The organism is Streptomyces sp. LN549 (genome assembly GCF_043203805.1).
In the GTDB taxonomy this organism is placed as follows: Bacteria; Actinomycetota; Actinomycetes; order Streptomycetales; family Streptomycetaceae; genus Streptomyces.
Window position 1 is genome coordinate 7045624 of record NZ_JAZHRI010000002.1, and the last position, 22362, is coordinate 7067985.

The 22362-nt window shown below is 70.4% G+C and carries 11 protein-coding genes and 1 pseudogene; 5 read left to right on the top strand and 7 right to left on the bottom strand.

The genetic code is table 11. The annotated features are described in order from the left end of the window. Positions 1-257: 257 nt before the first annotated feature. Together cysS and SH922_RS31580 are read right to left on the bottom strand one after the other, a co-directional pair. A pseudogene (gene cysS, locus SH922_RS31575) lies at positions 258-1645 on the bottom strand (cysteine--tRNA ligase). A 420-nt stretch (positions 1646-2065) separates the two neighbouring features. Then, positions 2066-4093: an FUSC family protein gene (locus SH922_RS31580; protein ID WP_393061842.1), complete on the bottom strand. Its 2028-nt coding sequence runs from the start codon at positions 4091-4093 to the stop codon at positions 2066-2068. A 454-nt stretch (positions 4094-4547) separates the two neighbouring features. Here SH922_RS31580 and SH922_RS31585 point away from each other — a divergent pair, with 454 nt between their 5' ends. Then, complete coding sequence (locus tag SH922_RS31585; RefSeq protein WP_393061844.1) at positions 4548-5777, top strand: ROK family protein; 1230 nt, start codon at positions 4548-4550, stop codon at positions 5775-5777. A 79-nt stretch (positions 5778-5856) separates the two neighbouring features. On the opposite strand, the gene SH922_RS31590 is transcribed toward SH922_RS31585, so the two are convergent. From SH922_RS31590 to xylA, 5 genes are all read right to left on the bottom strand, one after another. After that, complete coding sequence (locus SH922_RS31590) at positions 5857-7236, bottom strand: GH1 family beta-glucosidase (protein ID WP_393061846.1); 1380 nt, start codon at positions 7234-7236, stop codon at positions 5857-5859. A gap of 8 nt (positions 7237-7244) precedes the next feature. Beyond that, a complete protein-coding gene (locus tag SH922_RS31595) occupies positions 7245-8102 on the bottom strand; it encodes a carbohydrate ABC transporter permease (RefSeq protein ID WP_393061848.1) in 858 nt (285 codons plus the stop codon). 5 nt (positions 8103-8107) lie between these two features. Next, positions 8108-9079, bottom strand: coding sequence for a carbohydrate ABC transporter permease (locus SH922_RS31600; RefSeq protein ID WP_393061850.1), 972 nt, complete (start codon positions 9077-9079; stop codon positions 8108-8110). An 11-nt stretch (positions 9080-9090) separates the two neighbouring features. Continuing rightward, complete coding sequence (locus tag SH922_RS31605; RefSeq protein ID WP_393061852.1) at positions 9091-10353, bottom strand: ABC transporter substrate-binding protein; 1263 nt, start codon at positions 10351-10353, stop codon at positions 9091-9093. 154 nt (positions 10354-10507) lie between these two features. Beyond that, a complete protein-coding gene (xylA, locus tag SH922_RS31610) occupies positions 10508-11677 on the bottom strand; it encodes a xylose isomerase (RefSeq protein WP_393061854.1) in 1170 nt (389 codons plus the stop codon). 268 nt (positions 11678-11945) lie between these two features. Between xylA and xylB the strand changes: the two genes are divergently transcribed. The 4 genes from xylB (at position 11946) to SH922_RS31630 (ending at position 22281) form a co-directional block, all read left to right on the top strand. Next, positions 11946-13448, top strand: coding sequence for a xylulokinase (xylB, locus tag SH922_RS31615; RefSeq protein WP_393061856.1), 1503 nt, complete (start codon positions 11946-11948; stop codon positions 13446-13448). A 68-nt stretch (positions 13449-13516) separates the two neighbouring features. After that, the gene (gene yicI, locus SH922_RS31620; RefSeq protein ID WP_393061858.1) at positions 13517-15772 is read left to right on the top strand and encodes an alpha-xylosidase; all 2256 of its coding nucleotides are present in this window, start codon (positions 13517-13519) and stop codon (positions 15770-15772) included. Between the two features lie 311 nt (positions 15773-16083). Next, the gene (locus SH922_RS31625) at positions 16084-18273 is read left to right on the top strand and encodes a hypothetical protein (RefSeq protein WP_393061860.1); all 2190 of its coding nucleotides are present in this window, start codon (positions 16084-16086) and stop codon (positions 18271-18273) included. Positions 18274-18330: 57 nt separating this feature from the next. Beyond that, positions 18331-22281, top strand: coding sequence for a hypothetical protein (locus SH922_RS31630; RefSeq protein WP_393061862.1), 3951 nt, complete (start codon positions 18331-18333; stop codon positions 22279-22281). The last annotated feature ends 81 nt before the right edge of the window (positions 22282-22362 follow it).

Below are 22362 nucleotides of genomic sequence, written 5' to 3' on the forward strand. Positions count from 1 at the left end.
CGACCCTGCCGCCGCGCTGCGTGTTGCCCCAGGACTTGTTCCCGGCGGTGGTATGCCTGGCAGCTGCATTCGCCATCCGATTCTTCTTGTGGCCCTTGCGCTCAGAGGCGGGGGCGTCGGCCCCCTGCCCTCCAGCGCCTTCCGGCCGGGGCGCCGGTTCCAACCGACGGGCCCTTCTTGGAGCCGGGGGGCCTGCGCCGGCTGTTGCCAGCCGTCGGTACGGTCCCGCTTCGTTTCGAACGTTCTGGCGAGCAACCTCAGCTGAGGGTCCAGCGGGAGCTGTCGGCGCGGTCCTCGATGGTGATGCCTGCCTGCGTCAGCAAATCCCGGATGGCGTCCGAGGTGACGTAGTCCTTGCGTTCCCGCGCGGCCTGGCGCTGCTCCAGCACCAGCTGGACCAAGGCGTCGACGACGCCATTCAGGTCCTCTCCCTGCTGTGGTCCGGCCCACTGGGGGTCCAGCGGGTCGAGGCCGAGCACTCCGAGCATCGCGCGGACCTCCGCGAGGCGCGCGACCACGCTCTCCTTGTCGTCCGCCGCGAGCGCGGCGTTGCCCTGCCGGACGGCGGTGTGGACGACGGCCAGCGCCTGCGGCACGCCGAAGTCGTCGTCCATCGCTTCGGCGAACGCCGGGGGCACGCGCGGCGCAGGTTCGACCGTGCCGTGCTGCTCGGTGACCCGCTGGACGAAGCCCTCGATCCGGTTGAACCCGGTCTCGGCCTCGCGCAGGGCCTCCTCGCTGTACTCGATCGTCGAGCGGTAGTGCGGGGTGCCCAGGTAGTAGCGGAGCACGATCGGCCGCCAGCGCTGCACCATCTCCGACACCAGCACCGAGTTGCCCAGAGACTTGCTCATCTTCTCGCCGCGCAGGGTGACCCAGGCATTGTGCAGCCAGTCTGGGCGAGGTCGTCTCCGAACGCCTTGGACTGGGCGATCTCGTTCTCGTGGTGCGGGAAGACCAACTCCCGACCGCCGCCGTGGATGTCGAAGGCCCGACCGAGGTACCTGTGCGCCATTGCCGAGCACTCCAGGTGCCAGCCGGGACGGCCCCGGCCCCACGGGGTCTCCCAGCTCGGTTCCCCCGGCCTGGCCGCCTTCCACAGGGCGAAGTCGCGCGGGTCCCGCTTGCCGGTCTCGCCCTCGCTCTCCGGCTGCAGCAGGTTGTCCAACTGCTGGTGCGAGAGCGCGAGGTAGTCCGGGTAGGAGGTGACGCTGAAGTAGACGTTACCCTCGGACTCGTAGGCGAAGCCGCGCTCGATCAGGTCTCGCATCATCTCGATCATCTCGGTCACGTGCCCGGCAGCCCTTGGCTCGCCGGTGGGCGGCAGGCAGCCCAGGGCGGAGTAACCGGCGTTGCACGCACGTTCGTTGGCGTAGCCGATCTGCCACCAGGGCAGCCCGGTCTCCCGCGACTTCGCGATGATCTTGTCATCGATGTCGGTGACGTTCCGTACGAAGGTCACGTCGTAGCCCCGGTAGGCGAACCACCGACGCATGATGTCGAAGTTCAGCCCGGAGCGGATGTGCCCGATGTGCGGCGGGGCCTGCACGGTCGCGCCGCACAGGTAGATCGAGACACAGCCCGATGTGATCGGGACGAAATCACGGACCTGGCTGGCGAAGGTGTCGTACAAGCGAATGCTCACGGGTCAAGGGTAGTGGGAGCGAAGGGGCGCCCAATGCTTGCCCTCGACTCCGCCGTACATTCCGTCAGTACACGAGCGCTGCTGCTCGCGCCTCCCTCCATCCGGCCGACCGGCCAAGGCCGTCCGAGGTGGTGCCGGCCACCGACACCAGCGCGCGGAGGGCGTCCGAGAGCCCGCGGCAGCCGACACTGGCGCGTCCATCGCGTTCGCGGACAGGCCTTCTGCAGCAGTCCTCAGACGATCAACGACGGTGGTGGCGCCGGAGTGGTTCGACCGCTACTTGCCACGACGTGCGCATCACGGTCCCGGCCTCGTGCAGCCGGTTGAGGAGTGTGCCGTACAACAGGCCTCTGCTCGCTACGAGTTGGTCCACGGTGGAACCGGATTCGTACTGCTCCCGCATTGCAGCCGCGCATCAGGTCAGGGCCGGGTGAGGGAACCCGCAGTCGCCGGGTCGGTGTGGCCCGCCGAGGTGAGCCGGTGAATGCCGTGCAACTGGGTCATCACATCGCGCAGCGACCGGCAGTCCCGCGGACCCGGGCCCGGCGCCGGGCGCGCGGTGCGGTGGCCGTCCTCCAGGGCGTCCGCCAGCAAGGACAGCGCCGTCGTCACGCGCTCCACGTCGCCGGACGAGGGTCGCGGCACCCCGTTCTCCACCCGCAGCGCGCACGCGGTCGCCGCGTCGACGACCAGCTCGGCGGCCACCGTCACCGCCGACCAGTCGTGGCGCCGCCCGCCGAACGGACCGGGGAGCTCGGCCGCGACGGTCTCCGCCGCAGCCCGTGCCTCGGCGAGCGCCCGGTACGCGGCGCTGCGCAGCGCCAGCCCCTGTACGTCGCTCCGCTGCCGGCCCCCGGCCGGGTCCGGCGCGTCCAGCACATGGCGCAGGTACCGTTCCGTGCAGCGCAGCGTGACGGCGAACCGGTGACCGGCCCGAACCCGGGGATCGGCCACCAGCGGCAGATGGCCGACGAGCAGCACGATGACGCAGGCCAGGAACGTCTCCAACAGCCGGGACGCCGCCGCCTCGGTGTCACCCGCGGTGTGCACGAACGACAGCACGAGCACGGTGATCACCGCGGTCTGGAACGCGAAGTGGCGGGTGGAGAGGGGGGCCAGGGCCCCGGCCACGACGACCGCCGCCACGACGAGCGGCGGGCCGAGGCCACCGAGCACGGCGATGAGCGCGACGAAGGCGAGGACCCCGGCCACGGTTCCGGCGAACCGGTTCACCACCCGTGAGAACAGCGGGCCCATGTCGGGCTTCACCAGGAACGCGGCGGTGGCGGGCAGCCAGTACCAGTGGTCCTCGTGCAGCAGCAGCGCGACGGCCGCCGTGACCGAGACGCAGAGCGCCACGCGCAGCCCGTACTCGCGTCCGGCGGGTGTGAACAGACCCGGGCGGAAACCGGAGTTCGCACCTGTCGTGCGCGGGTGCTCGGGGCGCCGTGGGGTGTGCGCGCCGGCCGTCGTCCGGTCGAAGACCACCGCGGCCTCCAGCACCGCCCGGTCGAAGGCGAGCCGTTCGACGGTGTCCGGCCGCGGGCTCGGCAGCGTACCCGCGGGTCCGCCGGAACGGACGGCCGCGGCCAGCCGGCGGGGGCCCTCGGCCACCGTGTCCGGGACGGGCCGGCCCTCCCACAGCAGCGCGATGCTCGCTTCGCAGAGCGCGACCCCGGCGCCGAAGCGTTCGGCGAGGCCTCGGTCCGCTCCGCCGGCCCGGCGCGGCCAGGGCATCAGCCGCATCAGCCGCAGCGCCTCGTCGGCCTGCTGCTGCGCGGCGACCAGCGCGCGTCGGGCGGACGGCGCCCCCGGTCCGCCGAGGGCGCCCAGCGCGTCCGCGAGCGCGTCGAACACGGCGGCGACGGCTTCGCGTTCGCCGCTCCACCGCGTCGCGCTCCGCGACCGCGGGGTGCGCAGCAGCAGCCGCAGGACGACGAGCCAGCCCGCACCGGACAGGAAGCACAGCGCCTTCAGCCACGCGGGTCCGGACAGCGGCATTCCCATGCCGATCGTCGTGGTGACCAGCATCTGGAGTGCGGCCGCCGACCACACTCCGCCCCTGGCGCTCAGCGCCCCGGAGACCCAGCCCACCAGGAAGAGCACGGGAACCGCCGCCCACCGCCCCGCCGCGTCCGCGACCAGTGCGCCGACGAGCAGCCCCAGCGATCCCGCAGCGGCAGGCAGCCCTATGTGGACGAGTCCCTTGCGGCGGGTACCCGGACGGTCGTTGACCCCGGCCAGCATCGCCCCGAGCGCGGCGAGGACGCCCGCCCCCGGCTGCCCCAGGGCGATACCGGCCCCGAGCAGGGGGCCGGCACCGAGCGCGCCGCGCACCATCGCCGTACGGGGCACGGGGGCCCGGCGCAGACGAGTCACGTGGGTGAGCCAGGCGGGCGCGTGGCGCCGCGATCTTGAGCTGTCGGCCCGGATTGCCGGAACGTGCACCGCAGACCTCCTCGTTCACCGGCCGGACCATGGTCCGGGGGCGGGTGGAGCGGGCAACGGCGGCCGCGTACACCGAACGTAACAGGGGGATTTGTCGGGCGGGCTGCGGTGATGTTTCGGGCGTGTGATCGTTCGGTACGGTCCACTGCCCCACGGCGGCACCGGCACGGAACGGCCCTGTTCCGCTGTCGGACCTCAGAGGCTGGGCGCCGTCATCGGGCGGGGTCCTCCGCCAGTTCCGCGACGCCGGTGATCCGGCGCGGGGGAAGGTGCGGACCTCGTCGGCCGGCCCTCGGGGCCAGGCTCCGGCGGGGTGCGCGCGACCGCATTCCCGGGCAGTTGCCCAGCGCCGCACGCCACCTGGCGACAGCCGTACGAGAACAGGGCCGAAACCGCAGGTCGTGGCGGGGTCGCGCACGGCATCCGGGCGCGAGGCCCTACGCTCGAGGGCCTGATGACCATCCATCCCACCTCGACCGGCGCCAAGGCCGGAACCGAGTCCGTGCGCCGTAACAACCTCGGCCTCGTCCTGCGTGCCGTCCTGGAGGAGGGCGAGGCGACCCGCGCCCGTGTGGCGGCCCGCGTCGGGCTGACCCGGGCCGCGGTCTCCTCGCTCGTCGAGGAGCTGCTGGCGCTCGACCACCTGACCGAGTCCGGCAAGACGTTCAGCGGAAGCGCCGGACGGCCCGGCACCGTGCTGAAGGTGTCGGACACCGGCCCGGCCGGGCTCGGCGTCGAGATCAACATCGACTACGTCTCGGTGTGCGCGGTCGGGCTCACCGGCACCGACCGGGTCCGCGTCACCGAGCACATCGACAACCGCGACACCCCGCCGGCCGAGGTCCTCGCCCATGCGGCCCGGCTGACCAACCGGGTCATCACCTCGACCGGCGAGCAGGGGCTGCGGGCTGTCGGCGTCGAGCTGGCCCTGCCCGGACTCGTCTCCGGCGGCATGGTCCGCCAGGCACCCAACCTGGGCTGGTACCGCGTCGCGGCCGAGGGCATCTTCGGCCAGGCGCTCAGCACGCTGAGGCCGGCCGGCCGGGCGCTGGCCGTCAGTTCGGACAACGAGGCCAATCTGGCAGCCCTGGCCGAGCTGTGGTTCGGCGGCCTCGGCGATGCCGGCTGCTTCCTCTACCTCACCGGCGAGATCGGCGTCGGCGGTGCGCTGGTGATCCAGGGCGAACTGCTGCGCGGTGCACACGGTTTCGCGGGGGAGGTCGGGCACGTGGTCGTCGATCCGGACGGGCCGCTGTGCGGGTGCGGGGCGCGGGGCTGCCTCGAGCAGTACGCGGGTCAGGCGGCCCTGCTGCGGGCCGCGGGCATCGACCCGGCGGCGGGTGTGCGTGGACTCGGCGAGCTGGAGAAGCGGGCGAGGGCGGGCGACCCGGAGACGCTGGAGGTGCTGCGGGCGGCCGGTGACCGGATGGGCGTGGCGCTGGCGGGCGCGGTCAACCTCTTCGACCTGGACACCGTCGTCCTGGGCGGCATCTACCGCGATCTGATGCCGTGGCTCGCGAAGGCGGCCGAGGCGCAGCTCGCCGACCGCGTGGTGTCGGGCCGGTGGCGGACCGACGGCAGCGGGCTGCGGGCCTCCTCGCTCTCCGGCGACGCGGCACGGGGCGCGGCGGCCCACGTGGTACGCGGGGTCCTGGCGGACCCGGCGGCGTACGCGGCACGCTGAGGGCCGGAGGCACCCGCACACGCAACGCCGCCCCCGCTCGCAGTCCGGCGAACGGGGGGCGGCAGCAAGGCGGACGGGACTACTTCCGGTGCGCCGCGATCAGCTCCTGGTACCAGCGGTAGCTGTCCTTCGGGGTGCGCTCCTGCGTGTCGTAGTCGACCCGGATGATCCCGAACCGCTTCGCGTAGCCGAGCGCCCATTCGAAGTTGTCCAGCAGCGACCAGACGTAGTAGCCGCGTACGTCCACGCCCGCGTCCATCGCCGCCCGCAGCGCCGTCAGGTGCGTCTGCAGATAGGCGACCCGGTCCGCGTCGCGCACCGAGCCGTCCGCGTCCACGGTGTCGAACTCCGCCGAGCCGTTCTCCGTGATGTGCACCGGCGGCAGCGCGTCCCCGTACGTCTGCTTCAGCGCGGTCAGCAGATCTGTGAAGGACTCGGGCACGACCGGCCAGCCCATCGCCGTCTTGCGGACGCCCCGGTACTCGCCCTCGCTGTAACGGTTGTCCGTGGCGACCCGCAGCGCCGGGTCGGCCTCGCGGTGCGGGGCAGCGGCGACCACGATGGGGCGGTAGTAGTTGATGCCCAGGAAGTCCATCGGCTGGGAGATCAGCTCCAGGTCGCCCTCGCGCCGGAAGTCCTGCTCGGTGATCAGCTCGCCCCAGGTCTCCTCCTCGGTGACCGGGTAGCGGCCCGCCAGGATCGGCTCGGTCCACACCAGGTTGTGCTGGGTGTCCGCGCGGACGACCGCGGCCAGGTCGGCGTCCGACTCGGTGGCCGGGACGTTGCGGTCCAGGTTGAGCGTGATGCCCGCCTCGCGGACCCCCGCCGCCCGCAGCTCCTTCATCGCCAGGCCGTGGCCGACGAGCAGGTGGTGAGCGGCGGCCAGAGCGCCGCGGCCCTCCTTCGCGCCCGGTGCGTGCCGGCCGACCGAGTAGCCGAGGAACGCGCTGCACCAGGGCTCGTTCAGCGTGATCCAGCGCGGTACCCGGTCGCCCAGGTGCTCCGCCATGATCGCCGCGTACTCCCCGAAGTGCTCCGCGGTCTCGCGTACCCGCCAGCCTCCCTTGTCCTCCAGGGCCTGGGGCAGGTCCCAGTGGTAGAGCGTGGCGGCCGGCTCGATGCCCGCTTCGAGGAGCTCGTCGACCAGCCGGGAGTAGAAGTCCAGGCCCTTGGGATTCATCGCCCCGCTGCCCGCGGGCTGGATGCGCGACCAGGCGATCGAGAAGCGGTACGAGTCCACACCCAGGTCGCGCAGCAGCGCCACGTCCTCGGGGTAGCGGTGGTAGTGGTCGCAGGCCGCATCACCCGTGTCACCGCCGTCGGTCTTTCCGGGCGTGTGGCTGTAGGTGTCCCAGATGGACGGCCCGCGGCCGTCCTCATCCACGGCGCCCTCGATCTGGTACGAGGCCGTGGCCGCGCCGAAGACGAAACCGGGCGGGAAGACCGGGAAGTCACTCATGGAAACCCTTACTTGACCGAGCCGCCGGTGATCCCGGCGGCGATGTACTTCTGGGACAGGACGAGCAGGACGGCGGCGGGCACGGCCGAGAGGACGGAGGCGGCCATGACCGAACCCCAGTCACCGACGTGGGCGCCGATGTACTGGTAGATGCCCAGTGTGATCGGCTTGACGTCGTCCGTGGTGTTCAGCGTCAGCGCGAACATGAAGTCGCTCCACGCGTAGAGGAAGGAGAACAGCCCGGCGGTGATCAGCGAGTTGCGGCTCATCGGCAGGACGACCTGGACGAACGTACGGATGCGGCCGGCGCCGTCGACCTCGGCGGCCTCGATGACCTCACGCGGGATGGACACCATGAACGAGCGCATCAGGACGATGGCGAAGGGGATGCCGAGCGAGGCGTCCGCCAGCATCAGGCCGAAGTAGGAGTTGACCAGGCCGAGGTCCACGTACGCGCTGTACAGGGCGTTGGCGATGACGATGCCCGGCACCATCTGGGTGATGAGCGTGCCGAAGACGATCGTCTTGCTGCCGCGCAGCTTGAACTGCGCCAGGCCGTACGCCGCCGGCGCGGAGATCGCCAGGCAGATGGCAACGGCGCCGAGCGCCACGGCCAGCGAGGTCAGCAGGTTGCCGCCCTGCTCGGAGAGGGCGGAGGTGAAGCCGGAGAAGTCCACGCCCGTAGGGACCGGGCCGACGTCGACCAGGCCCGCGTCCGGCTGCAGCGCGGTGTTGATCATCCAGTACAGCGGGAACAGCATCACCGCGAGGACGACGACGCCGAAGACGGTCGCTCCCCAGCGGCGCTTCGGCCGGTGGACGGCGGCGGGAGCCGGGGCGGCGGGGATCTGGGTGGTGGTCGCCATGCCGGTCACTTCCCCTCGTTGCGGTTGACCCGCAGGTAGAACACCGCGAAGACGGCGGAGATCAGGATCAGGATGTTGCCGACCACGGCACCGGCCCCGAAGTCCATCTGGACGAAGGAGTTCTGGTACGTGAGCGTGCCGAGCGTCTGGGTGGAGTCGGCGGGCCCGCCGTCGGTGAGGGCGAGGACCAGGTCGAGGATCTTGACCGTCGACATGAAGCCGAGCACCAGCACCACGGTGATGACGGGCTTGAGCATGGGCAGGGTGACCGAGCGGAACGTACGCCAGGCGGACGCGCCGTCGAGCGAGGCGGCCTCGTTCAGCTCCTTGGGGACCTCCTGGAGGCCGCCGTAGAGGATCACCATGTTGAACGGGATGCCGATCCAGATGTTCACCAGGACCACCGAGAACAGCGCCATGCTGGTGCTCGTCAGCCACGGCGTGTCACCGGGGAGGCCGACGGTGCCCAGGAAGGAGTTGAGGACACCGGTGTCCTGGTCGAAGATGCGCCGCCACACGATGCCGGAGACGACCATCGGGACCAGCCACGGCAGCAGGATCAGCGAGCGCAGGATCCCGTTCAGCGGGAAACGGCGGGTGAAGAAGACGGCGAGGGCCAGGCCGATACAGAACTGGCCGACGAGCGATCCGACCGTGAAGAGGATCGTCTGCCACAGGGCCTTGCCGAACAGCCCGTCGTTGAAGACGTTGCTCCAGTTGTCGAAGCCGTTGAACGGCGCCTCGCCGGTGAAGAAGGTGGACGGCGAGTAGTCCTGGAAGCTCATCACGATGTTGCGGACGAGCGGGTAGCCGAAGAACAGCGCCATGAAGATCACGGCGGGGGCGATGAACCCCCACTGGGCGAGCGTCCTGCGCCGCTTGGCGCTCCGCGGGTTCACGGGCTTCTTGACCGCACCGGCCACGGGGGCCTTCGGGTCGGCCGGCAGCGCGGCGGCCGAGGCTGTGGTGGATGACATGGTTCGTTACCTCAGTTCCCGCTCGTGACCTGCTGCTGGGCGCGCTTCAGAGCGGCCTCGCTGGACTCACCGGTGAGGGCGGACTGGAAGGCGCTCTGCAGGGCCAGCGACACGGACGACCACTGTGCGCCGAGCTTGGCGGTACGCGAACGGGCCGTGGCGACCTGGTCGGCGAGGGCGGCCAGCTCCGGTGCCTTCGTGCGCCACACGGCGGCGGCCTTCTCGTTGGCCGGGACCATCCAGCTGTTGATCGCGTAGGTGATCTGCTCCTGCTCGCTCGACATACAGCCGATGATCTTGGCAGACATCTTCTCGCGCTCGCTGTCACCGGTGTTGGGCACGGTCAGCACCCCGCCGCCCAGCGGACCGACCGAGTCGTCGCCGGCCTCCGGGACGGGGATCTGGGCGATGCCCCAGTTCAGCCCCTTCTTGGAGTTGAGGGTCTCCACCTGCCACGGGCCGTTGATCATCATGGCGGCGTTGCCGGCCATGAACTGGTCGTTCACATCGGCCTGGGTCCAGTTGACCGTGGACTTGGACAGCGAGCCGTCCTTGAGCAGGCTCTTCCAGTAGTCCAGAGCCTCGGCCACCTGCGGGGTGTCGAGCTTCGTCTCGTCGCCGCCGTTGGACCACATGAACGGGGTGAACTGGAAGACGCCGTCCTCCGCACCGCCCGCGCTGAGCGCCAGACCGTACCGCTTGCCCTGGGTGAGCTTGTTGGCCGTCGCCTGCATCTCGGCCCAGGTGGTGGGCACCTTCAGGCCGGCCTGGTCGAGGGTGTCCTTGTTGTAGAACAGCGCCAGGGTGTTCACGGTGCGCGCCGCCCCGTAGTACGTCCCGTCGTACGAGCCGAAGTTGACGATCCCCTCGGGGATGTCCTTCGTCGTCAGACCGAGGTCCTTCAGCGGGATGAGCCCGCCCGCCTCGGCGAACGTCGGCATCTCCGAGGCGTCCAGCTGGAGCACGTCGGGCAGTGACTTCGAGGACGCCATCCGCAGGGCCTTCGTCATCACCTGCGCGGCAGGGACACTCTGCTGCTCGATCTTCACCCCGAGCGTCTTGCTGCACCGGGCCAGCGTCTGGGCGTCCCAGCGGTGGTAGGACTCGTCGGTCGACGAGTTCATGACGGTGTACACGTCCGGGTCCTGCTGCTGCCCGCAGCCGGACAGGACGACGCCGCCGAGCAGCGCGGAGACGACGGTGAGCGGGACGATGACCCGCCGGTGACGACGGCGGCCCTGCTGGTGCGTGCCGTCCGGAGAGGGTGCTTTCACGATGGTGCCCTTGCGTGAGAAGGGGTGCCGGCCCGGCGGGACCACTGTGTCCCGACGAGGTGGATCGGTCCGCCCCGGCGCGGGTCCGGCAGGCCCGCGCCCGGGGAGAAGGGGTGTCCGACGGCGACGGTCCGCGCCGGACACCCCTGGGGCGTCAGCTGACGCCGAGCAGGTGCTCCATGGCGAGCTGGTCGAGCGCCTCGAACGCCATCGAGCGCTGGGCGGCGCCGTCCACGTCGAAGTCCTCGAACGCGGAACGGTCCGCGAGCAGCGCCTTGACGCCGTCGGCCGCGGTGGGCTGCGCCAGCTCGTCCAGACGGGAGGCGGCCAGCGCCTCCTTGACGGCCGGGTCGGCGCGGAACGCCAGCGCGCGCTCCTTGAGAATCAGGTAGTTGCGCATGCAGTTCTTCGCGGACTCCCAGACCCCGTCGATGCCGTCGGTGCGCACCGGCTTGAAGTCGAAGTGCAGCGGGCCTGCGTACTCCGAGCTCTCCAGCAGGTCGACGAGCCAGAAGGCCTGGCGCAGGTCGCCGGCGCCGAAGCGGAGGTCCTGGTCGTACTTGATGCCGGACTGGCCGTTGAGGTCGATGTGGTAGAGCTTGCCCGCCCACAGGGCCTGCGCGATGCCGTGGGCGAAGTTCAGCCCGGCCATCTGCTCGTGGCCGACCTCGGGGTTCACGCCGTACATCTCCGGGCGCTCCAGGCGCTCGATGAAGGCCAGTGCGTGTCCGACGGTGGGCAGCAGGATGTCGCCGCGCGGCTCGTTCGGCTTGGGCTCGATCGCGAACCTCAGGTCGTAGCCCTGGTCCACGACGTACTCGCCGAGCAGGTCGAACGCTTCCTTCATCCGGTCCAGCGCGACCCGCACGTCCTTGGCCCCGCCGGACTCGGCACCCTCGCGGCCGCCCCAGGCGACATACGTCTCGGCGCCGAGCTCGACGGCGAGGTCGATGTTGCGGATGACCTTGCGCAGCGCGAAGCGACGGACGTCGCGGTCGTTGGAGGTGAAGCCGCCGTCCTTGAAGACGGGGTGCGTGAAGAGGTTGGTGGTGGCCATGGGGACCTTGAGACCGGTGCGGTCCAGAGCGTCCTTGAAACGCGACACGATCGCGGCGCGCTCGGAGTCCGAGGCGCCGAACGGGATCAGGTCGTCGTCGTGGAACGTCACACCGTGCGCCCCGAGTTCCGCGAGGCGCTCGACGGACTCGACCGGGTCCAGGGCGGGGCGGGTGGCGTCACCGAAGGGGTCGTTGCCTCGCCAGCCGACGGTCCAGAGCCCGAAGGTGAACCGGTCGGCGGGGGTGGGGGTGAAGCGGTTCGACATTCTGCTGCCTCTTGTCGACATGGCCCGGGCGGCTGCTCTGCCGCCCGACCGATTTGTTTGCTGGCAGTACTAATACGGCATCTCGGCGTTTGTTTCTAGACCATCCCTGTGACACATCAGTCACTTAGGGGCAACGTGCCTCCTTGTTGGGGGTCTTGCGGCCCAGGCGGGGCGGGGTGTGAACGGCCTTGAGGGTCGTCGAAGCGCTTCGAAGAATTATTTGTTTTGTGTACGATCAAAATCGGGACCCACAGGAACGAGGTACGACATGCCGTCGCGACCAGCCCGGAATCCGGCCACAGCGCCGGTATCGGCCGTCATCGGCGTGGACAGCTCCACCCAGTCCACCAAGGCCGCCGTCGTCGACACCGCGACCGGTCGGCTGCTCGCCGTGGGCCGCGCCCCGCACACCGTGACCGGCCAGGGCGGCGCCCGCGAGAGCGACCCCGAACAGTGGTGGCAGGCCCTGCGTGCGGCCGTCGCCGCCGCCCTCGCCGAATCGGGCCTGGACCCGGCGGCCGTCACCGGGATCGCTGTGGCCGGCCAGCAGCACGGACTGGTCACGCTGGACGCCGACGGCAACCCCCTGCGCCCCGCCCTCCTGTGGAACGACACCCGCTCCGCCCCGCAGGCCGCCGCCCTCACCGCCGCACTCGGCCGGGAGGGCTGGCTGGACCGCACCGGATCGGTGCCCGTCGCCTCGATGACCGCCGCCAAGTGGATGTGGCTGCGCGAGAACGAACCCGCCGTCGCCGCCGCGACCGCCGCCGTCCGCCTCCCGCACGACTTCCTCACCGAACGGCTGAGCGGCGCCGCCGTCACCGACCCCGGCGACGCGTCCGGCACCTGCTGGTACGACCCCGACACCCAGGGTTACGACCCCGAGCTGCTCGCCCTCACCGGCATCCGCGCGGACATGCTGTCCACGGTCGCCGCCACCGGAGCCACCCGCGCCGGACACCTCACCGCCGAGGCCGCCCACGCCCTCGGCCTGCCCGCCGGCATCCCCGTCGCCGCGGGCACCGGCGACAACATGGCAGCCGCGGTCGGCCTGGGCCTGGGGGCCGAAGGGCTCCTCGACCACCCCGTCGTCAGCCTCGGCACCTCGGGCACCGTCTTCGCCGCCACCCGAAACCGCCCGCACTCCGCACTGCTCGCCGGCTTCGCCGCCACCGACGGCACCCGCCTCCCGCTGGGCTGCACCCTGAACTGCACCCTCGCCGTGGACAAGGTCGCCGAGCTGCTCGGCCTGGACCGCGAGGACGCCGCACCCGGCGGAGAGGCCGTGCTGCTGCCCTTCCTGGACGGCGAGCGCACCCCGGACCTCCCCGCCGCCTCCGGGCTCCTGCACGGGCTGCGGCACGACACGACCCGGCAGCAGATCCTCGGCGCCGCCTACGAGGGTGCGGTCGTCGCCGTCCTGCGCGCTCTGGACGAACTGCCGCTGGTGCCGCGGCAGGCAACAGACGCGCCCGACGCGCCGCTGCGGCTGATCGGCGGGGGAGCCCGCGGCACGATGTGGGTGGAGACCGTGCGCCGGCTGTCCGGCCGTGCGGTGATCCTCCCGGACTCCGGCGAACTGGTCGCCCTCGGAGCGGCCGCCCTCGCCGCGGGCGCCGCCACCGGCCGTGACCCGGTGGCCCTGGCGACGGAGTGGGGCACCGGCGAGGGTCGCGAACTGCCCGCCGTGCCCCGGGACACGGCCATCTGGGACCGGGTGACCTCGGTCCTCGACCGGGCGACGCCCGCACTACTGACGACGCGCCCCTGACGACGCACCCGTACTCCTGACGACGTACCCCGCACACCCCCCGTACCACCGGCCAAGGAAGACCCCCCATGAAGTTCACCGACGGCTTCTGGCAGATGCGAGACGGTGTGAACGCCTCGTACGCCACCGAGCTCCGCGACCTCCGCCTCGACGCCGACCGCCTCACCGCCCACGCCGCCGTCAAGCGCGTGACGCGGCGCGGGGACACGCTCAACGCCCCCCTGATCACGGTGGAGGCGTACGCCGCCGCCGAAGGCGTCATCGGTGTCCGCGTCACCCACCTCGCGGGCAAGCGCCGCCCCGGCCCGGACTTCGTCCTCCCCGGCGCGACCGGGGACACCACGGCCACCACCCGCGACGCCGGCCCCACCGCCGAACTCACCAGCGGCCCGCTCACCCTCCGGCTCCCCACCGAGGGCGGCTTCGGCCTGGAGTTCCTCGACGCGGACGGCCGCCTGCTGACCTCCGCCGGGCGCAAGGGCACCGCCTTCGCCACGGTGCAGGACGGCGGCCACCACATGTTCGCCCAGCTCGCCCTCGGCGTCGGCGAGACGATCCACGGCCTCGGCGAGCGGTTCACCCCGTACGTCAAGAACGGCCAGGTCGTCGACATGTGGCAGGCCGACGGCGGCACCAGCAGCGAACAGGCCTACAAGAACGTCCCGTTCTACCTCTCCTCGCGTGGCTACGGTGTCTTCGTCAACCACCCCGGCAAGGTCTCCTTCGAGGTCGGCTCCGAGGCCGTCGGCCAGGTGCAGTTCAGCGTCGAGGACCAGACGATGGAGTACTTCGTCGTCGCGGGCCCCACGCCCAAGGACGTCCTCACCCGCTACACCGCGCTCACCGGCCGCCCGGCCCTCCCGCCGGCCTGGTCGTTCGGCCTCTGGCTGACCACCTCGTTCACCACCGACTACGACGAGGCGACCGTCACCTCGTTCGTCGATGGGATGGCCGAGCGCGGTATCCCGCTCTCCGTGTTCCACTTCGACTGCTTCTGGATGCGCGAGTACCAGTGGTGCGACTTCGAATGGGACCCGCAGACCTTCCCTGACCCGGAGGGCATGCTCGCCCGGCTCAAGGACAAGGGCCTGAAGATCTGCGTCTGGATCAACCCGTACATCGCGCAGAAGAGCGCCCTGTACGTGGAGGGCGCGGAGAAGGGCTACTTCGTCCTCACCCCCGAGGGCGACATCTGGCAGTGGGACAAGTGGCAGGCCGGCATGGCGCTGGTCGACTTCACCAACCCCGAGGCCACCGCCTGGTTCCAGGCCAAGCTGAAGACCCTCCTCGACCAGGGCGTCGACGGATTCAAGACGGACTTCGGCGAGCGCATCCCCACCGATGTCGTCTGGCACGACGGCTCCGACCCGGAGCGGATGCACAACTACTACACGCACCTGTACAACAAGGCCGTCTTCGACATCCTGGAGAAGGAGCGCGGCCAGGGCGAGGCGGTCCTCTTCGCCCGCTCCGCGACCGCCGGCGGCCAGCAGTTCCCGGTCCACTGGGGCGGCGACTGCTGGTCCTCGTTCGAGGCGATGGCCGAGTCCCTGCGAGGCGGACTCTCCCTGTCCCTCTCCGGCTTCGGCTTCTGGAGCCATGACATCGGCGGCTTCGAGGGCACCCCCGACCCGGCGGTCTTCAAGCGCTGGCTCGCCTTCGGCCTGCTCTCCTCGCACAGCCGTCTGCACGGCTCCTCGTCCTACCGGGTGCCGTGGGAGTTCGGCGACGAGGCGGTCGCGGTCGCCAAGCAGTTCACCGAGCTGAAGCACCGCCTCATGCCGTACCTGTACGGCGCCGCCGTCGAGGCCCACCGCACCGGCGTCCCCACCATGCGCCCGATGCTGCTGGAGTTCCCCGACGACCCGGCGACCCGCACGGTGGACCGCCAGTACCTGCTGGGCGCCGACCTCCTCGTGGCGCCGGTCTTCAGCGAGGACGGCCAGGTCGAGTACTACGTCCCCGAGGGCACCTGGACCCACTTCCTGACCGGCGAGACCGTTACCGGCCCCGCCTGGCACCACGGCACCCACGGCTTCGACAGCCTCCCGCTGCTGGTCCGCCCCGGCGCGGTCCTGCCGCTCGGCGCGGACGCCTCCCGCCCCGACGCAGACTGGACGCAGAACCTTCAGCTGCGCGTGTACGCCCCCGAGGGCCTCGGCGACTTCACCCGCACGGTGACGGTCCCCGACCTCACGGGCGCCCCGGCCGCCACGTACCAACTGGTCCGCGAGGGCGGCACGCTCCGCGTCACGGCGGACACGGACCGGCCGTACGAGGTCGTGGTCGTCGGCGACGCGGCGCTGGAGGTCGTCAAGGGCTGAGGTCGCGGCCGGCCCGTCGGCCCCTTCGGTCAAGGCGCCGGCTGCGCCGGACCGAAAGGGGTGACGCGCCGGAACGCGGCGGGACGGGCCGGCCCGTCCCGCTGCTCCGGCCGGGTGAGGCCGATCGGGCAAAACTGGCGAAGTGTCACCCGAGGGGAGCCCCTTCGGGCGCGTCGCTCCTGCACGATCACGTAACGGTCTGTCAGACAAGGCCCGTGAAAAGTGCGGTGGCGGCCTCGCCGGTGTCTGTAGCGTCTCCTGCCCAGGGGGGCGGGTTCTCGCCGGTAGCGGCGTTCCGGAACCCCTTCACGGTGCCCTACGGCGCGCCCGCGGGGTCGGGCGCGATCGAAGCGGTGTTCGTGGACGGGGCCGGGGTACTGCGGCACCTGACCTCGCACGGCGGTGTGTGCTGGGGCGTGGAGGACCTGCCCGGCGGTCCGTACACGCTCGGCGGCGGAGCGGAGCGCTTCGGCGGGATCGTGGCCGTGACCGGGTGCTCCAGCGACCCGGCCGGGGTCAACGTGTTCTGGACAGACGGCGCCGGGACGCTCGGGCAGCTGGAACTGACCCCGCAAGGCTGGAGCGACTCGCCGCAGTGCCCGGTGGGCTCGGTGCCGATCGTCACCGGTCTGAGCGTCGCCTACTCCCCGCCGGGCGGCGACGACCCGCCGCGCCCTGTCCTGTACGGCGCACAGGACTCCTCCACCGTCGTCGTCACCGCGTTCGACGGCAACGGCTGGACCCCGTACCAGCACTTCGGCAGTCCGGACTTCGCGCCCCAGTACAACGGAATGGTGCTGGCGCCGACCGAGGCGACCGGGACGAGCTTCTGCCCGCACTTCAACGTGTTCTTCAACTGGAGTGGCACCCCCAGCGTCACACAGCTGTCCGGCTCGGCAAACGGCGTCCTGACGCCGTGGCACACCCTCGCGTCTCCCGGGCTCAGCGGCGGGCCGGGCGTGGCCGGCGGCGTCTTCCCCGGAGGGCTCGTCGCGGTGATCCAGGCCTACTCCGAGAGCGGGCCGCTCATCCCTGCCTGCGTCTACGTGGACAACGAGCCGGGCGGCGAGCGGAACCTGATGGTCTGGCCGGCCGGGTTCACCGGGGCGATGGCGCTGCCGGTGCCGAATCTGGGGTGCCGGCTGGCCGTCGCCGGGCAGGCCGTGGCCGGCGTCAACACGACCCTGTACGTGATCGGCTCCGACGACAGTGTCTACGCCATCCCGCAGATCAGCACGTGCTTCAACGGCCAGACGCCGATGATGGGCCCGGCCTCGCAGATCTACGCCGGCGGATCCGGCACGGACCCCGTGCAGCTCGCCCCGGACCAGGTGCCGGGTGACGCCCCCGCCCTGTTCGTGATCGGCGACGACCAGACTCTCTGGCTCTACGAACCCTCCGACCAGCCCGGCAGCTACAGCACCACGCTGCCCGGCTGTACCGGCCAATGGTCCGGCTACCAGGTGCTGGAGAACGCCCCGCTGCCGTCCGTCGACCTGGTCAGCCCCATGCCCGCCGGCACGGCGCTGCCTGCCGGTTCGAGCGTCAGCACGCCCTTGAACACCAGGCTGACCGTGCAGTCGGCCGGCCTGCTGCTCACCGCGGGGGACACCTCGGTGTGGTCCGTGCCACTCGACGGCGTCGGCGGTGCGATGCTGACCCAGAGCGCCGACCTGTGCGTCGTCGACATGTCCGGCGACACGCTCTGGGAGTCGGGAACCGGGACGACCGGGGGCACGGCGAGCCTCAGAATCGTCGACGCTCCGCCCAGCGTGCAGCTCGTCGGTGACGACGGCTTCCCCTTCTGGTTCTCGAACCGTACGCAGGCCCCGTGTCCGGCCGGCACCCTGATCGCCCCCGGCGCTCAGATCGCCGCCGACGGAGTGGTGCTGGTCATGCAGCTCGACGGCAACCTGGTCCTGCTCGACCGGTCCGGTCAGCCGGTCTGGAACACCGGCACGGACGGGAGTGACGGCAACACCCCCGGACACTCCGCCGCTTTCACCGAGGCGGGCGCGCTCGAGGTCTACGACAGCACCGGGGTGAACCTGGTGTGGAGCTCCGCCGACTTCGGGGGCAGCCCCGGCGACACCCTCACTGTGTCCACGGGCCCCGAGCCCTGCCTGGAGATCACGTCCGCCGGTGCCCTCGTCTTCCGGGTCGGCCAGCCGCCGCCCAGCAGCGATGACGCCACTGGTTGCCCTCCCGGCTGGTGGTTCACCCCCGGCACCGGCATGACCGGCCAGGAGGGTTCCCAACTGCTCATGCAGGAACAGCAGTTGCTGTTGTGGGATCAGGTCGGAACGGACTACTGGTCGCAGCCCGGATCGGGCGCCGTGTTCACCACCGACGGCGATCTGCAGCTGCTCGACGGCCAGGGCACCGCCATCTGGAAGGCGGGTGTGAACGGCGCCCAGCTCATCGTGGACAAGTCCGCCGGGACGCTCTGCATCGTCGACGGCGACGGCAACAACCTCTGGACCGTCCCCCCGTCCGCCTGACCGCGCGCCGACCGTCGATCCGCCCCCGAAGCCGCCGCCAACTTCCGGAGACCGCCCGTGAGTACCCCGTACCCCAAGTTGCCCTTCAGCGCGCAGGTCAGCAGTGTCCTGATCCAGGACGCCGTCAACACCAACAGTGTCATGGTCAGCCTCGATCAGGATCTCCCGCAGAGTGCGGCCCCCTGGGTCGGCACCTTCTGCAACCCTTTCAAGAACGGGTTGGCCGAGGCCTTCGTCATCACCGACACCGCTTCGGACGGGACCTCGAACAACGGCACCTACACGCTGAACTACCTCGCTCAGGATCCCACCGCGGTACACGGCTGGACCCTGACCCCCATCCCCGGCATCCCGGACGGCTGCACGCCGGTATCAGTCGTCTCGTGCATGGCCCTCGGTCTCCCGAACTTCTTCTGCACCCTGAAGGACGACCTCGACGCGTCGCCCATCCTCTGGCACGGCTGGCTCGACGGTGACGGCAATTTCTTCTCGGAAACCTTCGAGTTCCAATACCCGGTGCCGACCCTCAAGGTGGTCTACTACGACCCCAACGTCCAAGACCCGAACAACGGTCCGCTCCGGACCACCGGCCAGGGCCCGTTCCCGATCGTCTACTCCTTCAGCAACCTGGACTTCATCAGTCTCGAGATGCCTGTGTGCAGCACCCTGAGCTTCGACGGAGCCGCCTGGCATCAGGAGTCCGTGCTGCTGGGCGAGCTCGATTCGTTCTACACCGTGTCGGACTGGACGCTGTTCCCGATCGCGCAGCAGTTCGGCAACTGGGTCCTGGTCTGTGCCAACGAGTCGTTGGCCGCCGGTGAGTCGCTGACCTCGGTGTGGCGGCTGACCGACACCGTGGTCGTCCAGTCCCCTTACTCCCGTGCCCGTCCGCCGATCTCGCCGCCACCGGTCACCGCGGCGGAGTCGTTCGCGGGTGTCTGCTGGGAAGGGATCGAGTACGGCTTCCGGCCGCTGTACGTCGACACCGACGGCGTGCCCTTTCTCTACGACGCCGAGTACGGCAGCATCGCTCTGCCGGTGAACACGAGCGGCACCATCACATCGGCCCGGGCCGTGACCGACCACACGGGCGTGACGTCGGTGTTCGTCACCGACTCGGACGAGAATCTCTTCTTCCTCACGCAGACCGGGTTCTTCACCAGCAGTGCCGCCCCGGAAAAGTACACGATCCAGTGGGCGCCGAGCGTCGCGATCTCCGGCAACCTCACCGAAAGCGGTGGGGTCAACGAGGGCTGTAGCGCTTTGTATCCCTCGCTCTTCCCGAACGACCCACCCACGCTGTTCACGGCCAACGCCGCGGGCGAACTGAGACTGCGTCAGCTCAATCCGGCCACCGACGCCGGTCCGGGCGGCTGGATGAACCACACTCCGGCGCTGGCTCAGGTCAACACGTACGAGTTGGCGACGTACCGCACCCAGTTCATCCTCACCGACGTCAACGGCGTGCCGGTGAGCAACCGGAAGGTCGAGGTCAACGCCTCGACAGTGACCGCCGCTGTCCTCAACGGCACCGTCCAGGTGATCGGGCCGGGCGACGACCAGTCCGCCACCGTCACCACGACGGCGGGCGGCACCGCCACCGTAGCCCTCGTCGCGAGCGACTTCGCCCCCGCCACCCTCACGTTCACCGATGCGCCCGGCCAGTCCGGCGACGACTCCGACGACGAACCCGCGTTCGGGGCGCAGACCGTCGCACCGGCCGCCCCGGTGCAGGCGTACCTCGCCGGCAGTGCCGAGGGCATCAGCAACGGAGGGCTCGGCACCACCGGCTCGCTCGCCTACATGGGCGGCGGCAACACCACCTTCACCTCCGACACGATCTCCGGAGCGCAGAACCCCAACCCCGACCGCCCCGGCAGCCTGTTTCCCGGGGTGCAGGGCGACAACGCCGTCATGACCGCGGACCAGGCGCTCACCAACATCCAGAGCCTCATGGCCAAGGGAACAGGCCAGTCGAATCAGGGCCCGAAGTCATCGGAGGACGCGGACGCCGGCCTGGCGGGATTCATCATCAACCGCGACATCGTCACGGGCCGGCCCCGCTACCAGGAGTTCTACGACCGCGACACCTACCTGCGTGAACTGGCCCACCACAACACCGTCATCGGCGAGAGCCTGTGGGGTGATATCGAGAGCATCGCGGACAGCGTCTGGCAGGGCATCAAGTCGGCGGCGATGGCGGTCTATCACATCGGTGCGAACCTGGTCGACGGCATCGTGCAGATCGCGGTCAAGATCGGCGACGCGATCGTCAGCATCGGCAGCATCATCATCAAAGGCATCGAGGACGCGGTCAACGTCGTGATGGCCGTCTTCTCGGCCATCGAGGCGTACGTCAAGGACGTCATCGACTTCCTCAAGGCCCTGTTCGACGGCAAAGCCGTCTTCGCCTGCCAAGAGGCCCTTGCGGCGGGGCTGACCGCCACCATCGACTCCGTGGCCGCGGCCCTGGCCAACGCCCGGTCGAATCTCGGACCGCAGTCGTCGTTCTTCGCCGACCTCCAGGGCGCGATCAAGGACGGGTTCGGCGGCGCCGCGACCGGCATCGGTTCCGGCACGACGCTGGGCAGCAACTCCACGTATCAGCAGTACGCCGAACCGAGCTCCGTCACGGGCAACACCAGCACGATCACGAAGACGGGCGCCGGCGGTACGGCGGTCTCGCCGGCCGACCTGGCAGCGAGCCCGCACGCCCACTACCTGACCCATCAGACCTTCGGCGCGGTCACCCCGCCGACCGGCAGCGGCCGCGCCGGGCCCGCTCCCGCTCAGCGCACGTTGAGCGAGTTCATCGAGGATCTCGGCCGGCAGGCCACCGAGTCCGGCAAGGGGAGTCCGACCGATGCCCCCGATCCTTTCTGGGACTTCTGCTGCGAGCTGTTCGGATCGGAGGCGGCGAAGGACCTGTTCCGGGCGTTCGGCGAAGCCGTGCAGCAAGTCATCGACTGGATCAAGACCCAGATCGACCCCTCCGACCCGAGCGAGTGGCAGAACCTCGGCATCGGAGACCTGCTCAGCACGATCGCCGAAGAGCTGATCGAGGCCTTCCTCGCCCTGCTCGACGAGGTGGTCGTCGACCTCCTCGGACTGATCGTGGACTGCATCGAGGATGTGAAGACGTTTCTGGGGACGAACCTCTCCGGACCGCTGGTGGTCCCTCTGCTGCTCGGCTGGAACTTCTTCGCCCTGCTCGCGGGTGACCCGCTCGTCGAGAGCATCACCATCCTGGAGGGGCTCACGCTCCTCGCGGCCGTGCCCGTGCATGTCATCGGCACCATCATCGAAGGAAAGTCCGCGAGCCTGAGCTGGCCCCCGGAGTCCGACGCGCAGCGCCGCCCCGGCGACGGCGTTCCCGGCTCCACCGGCACGTGGGCGTCGATCTACTACGTCGGCGGGGCTCTGTCCAGCGTCGTCGAGGGCCTCGCCCTCATGTACCTGGATCTCTGCGCGGCGGCCGGCGAGTCATGGTCGGACAGCTGGGCGGACTACGGCGGTGTGGTCACCGCGATCGGCGTGGGCTGCAACCTGCTGTCGGTCGCGCTGACCATCCCGCTCCCCGTGGACGACCTCAACGCATGGCCGATCGCCGACTGGGCCGTCGGGGCCCTCTTCGCCTCGCTCTCCACAGTCGGCTGGCAGCTGTTCAAAATGTACTATTTGAACGACTACCTCAATGGTGCGACGCCGTCGGACTCCGAGTCGCTGAAGGCCTTCGCCCTGTCTGCGTTCAACATGGTCCTCGGCCTTGTCGATCTTGTCGTTAACATCGTTGCCGACTGCGAGGAGAGCGGCGACTGGAACGCCGATCGCATCCTGGCCGCCATCAGCTCGGGACTCGGCCCGCTGGCCAACATCTTCTCCCCTCTGGGGACCGGGCCCGTCCAGGAGGTGTGCCCGGAGTGGGTGGCGTGGATTCCGCCCGCCGCCGACGTCACGAGCTACGTCGTCGGCGGGCTCATCGGTCTCTTCGCCAACCTGGAGGTGTAGGGCGCGACCGTATGCGGTTGACGAGTGCATCACGGCCGGGGTCGTATGTAGGCCGACCGGAAATCACCCGCTCCAAACGGC

Excerpts from the sequence above, each read along its gene's own strand:
- SH922_RS31585 (WP_393061844.1), top strand. The coding sequence starts at position 4,548 with ATGACCATCCATCCCACCTCGACCGGCGCCAAGGCCGGAACCGAGTCC.
- SH922_RS31590 (WP_393061846.1), bottom strand. The coding sequence starts at position 7,236 with ATGAGTGACTTCCCGGTCTTCCCGCCCGGTTTCGTCTTCGGCGCGGCC.
- SH922_RS31595 (WP_393061848.1), bottom strand. The coding sequence starts at position 8,102 with ATGGCGACCACCACCCAGATCCCCGCCGCCCCGGCTCCCGCCGCCGTC.
- SH922_RS31600 (WP_393061850.1), bottom strand. The coding sequence starts at position 9,079 with ATGTCATCCACCACAGCCTCGGCCGCCGCGCTGCCGGCCGACCCGAAG.
- xylA (WP_393061854.1), bottom strand. The coding sequence starts at position 11,677 with ATGTCGAACCGCTTCACCCCCACCCCCGCCGACCGGTTCACCTTCGGG.
- xylB (WP_393061856.1), top strand. The coding sequence starts at position 11,946 with ATGCCGTCGCGACCAGCCCGGAATCCGGCCACAGCGCCGGTATCGGCC.
- yicI (WP_393061858.1), top strand. The coding sequence starts at position 13,517 with ATGAAGTTCACCGACGGCTTCTGGCAGATGCGAGACGGTGTGAACGCC.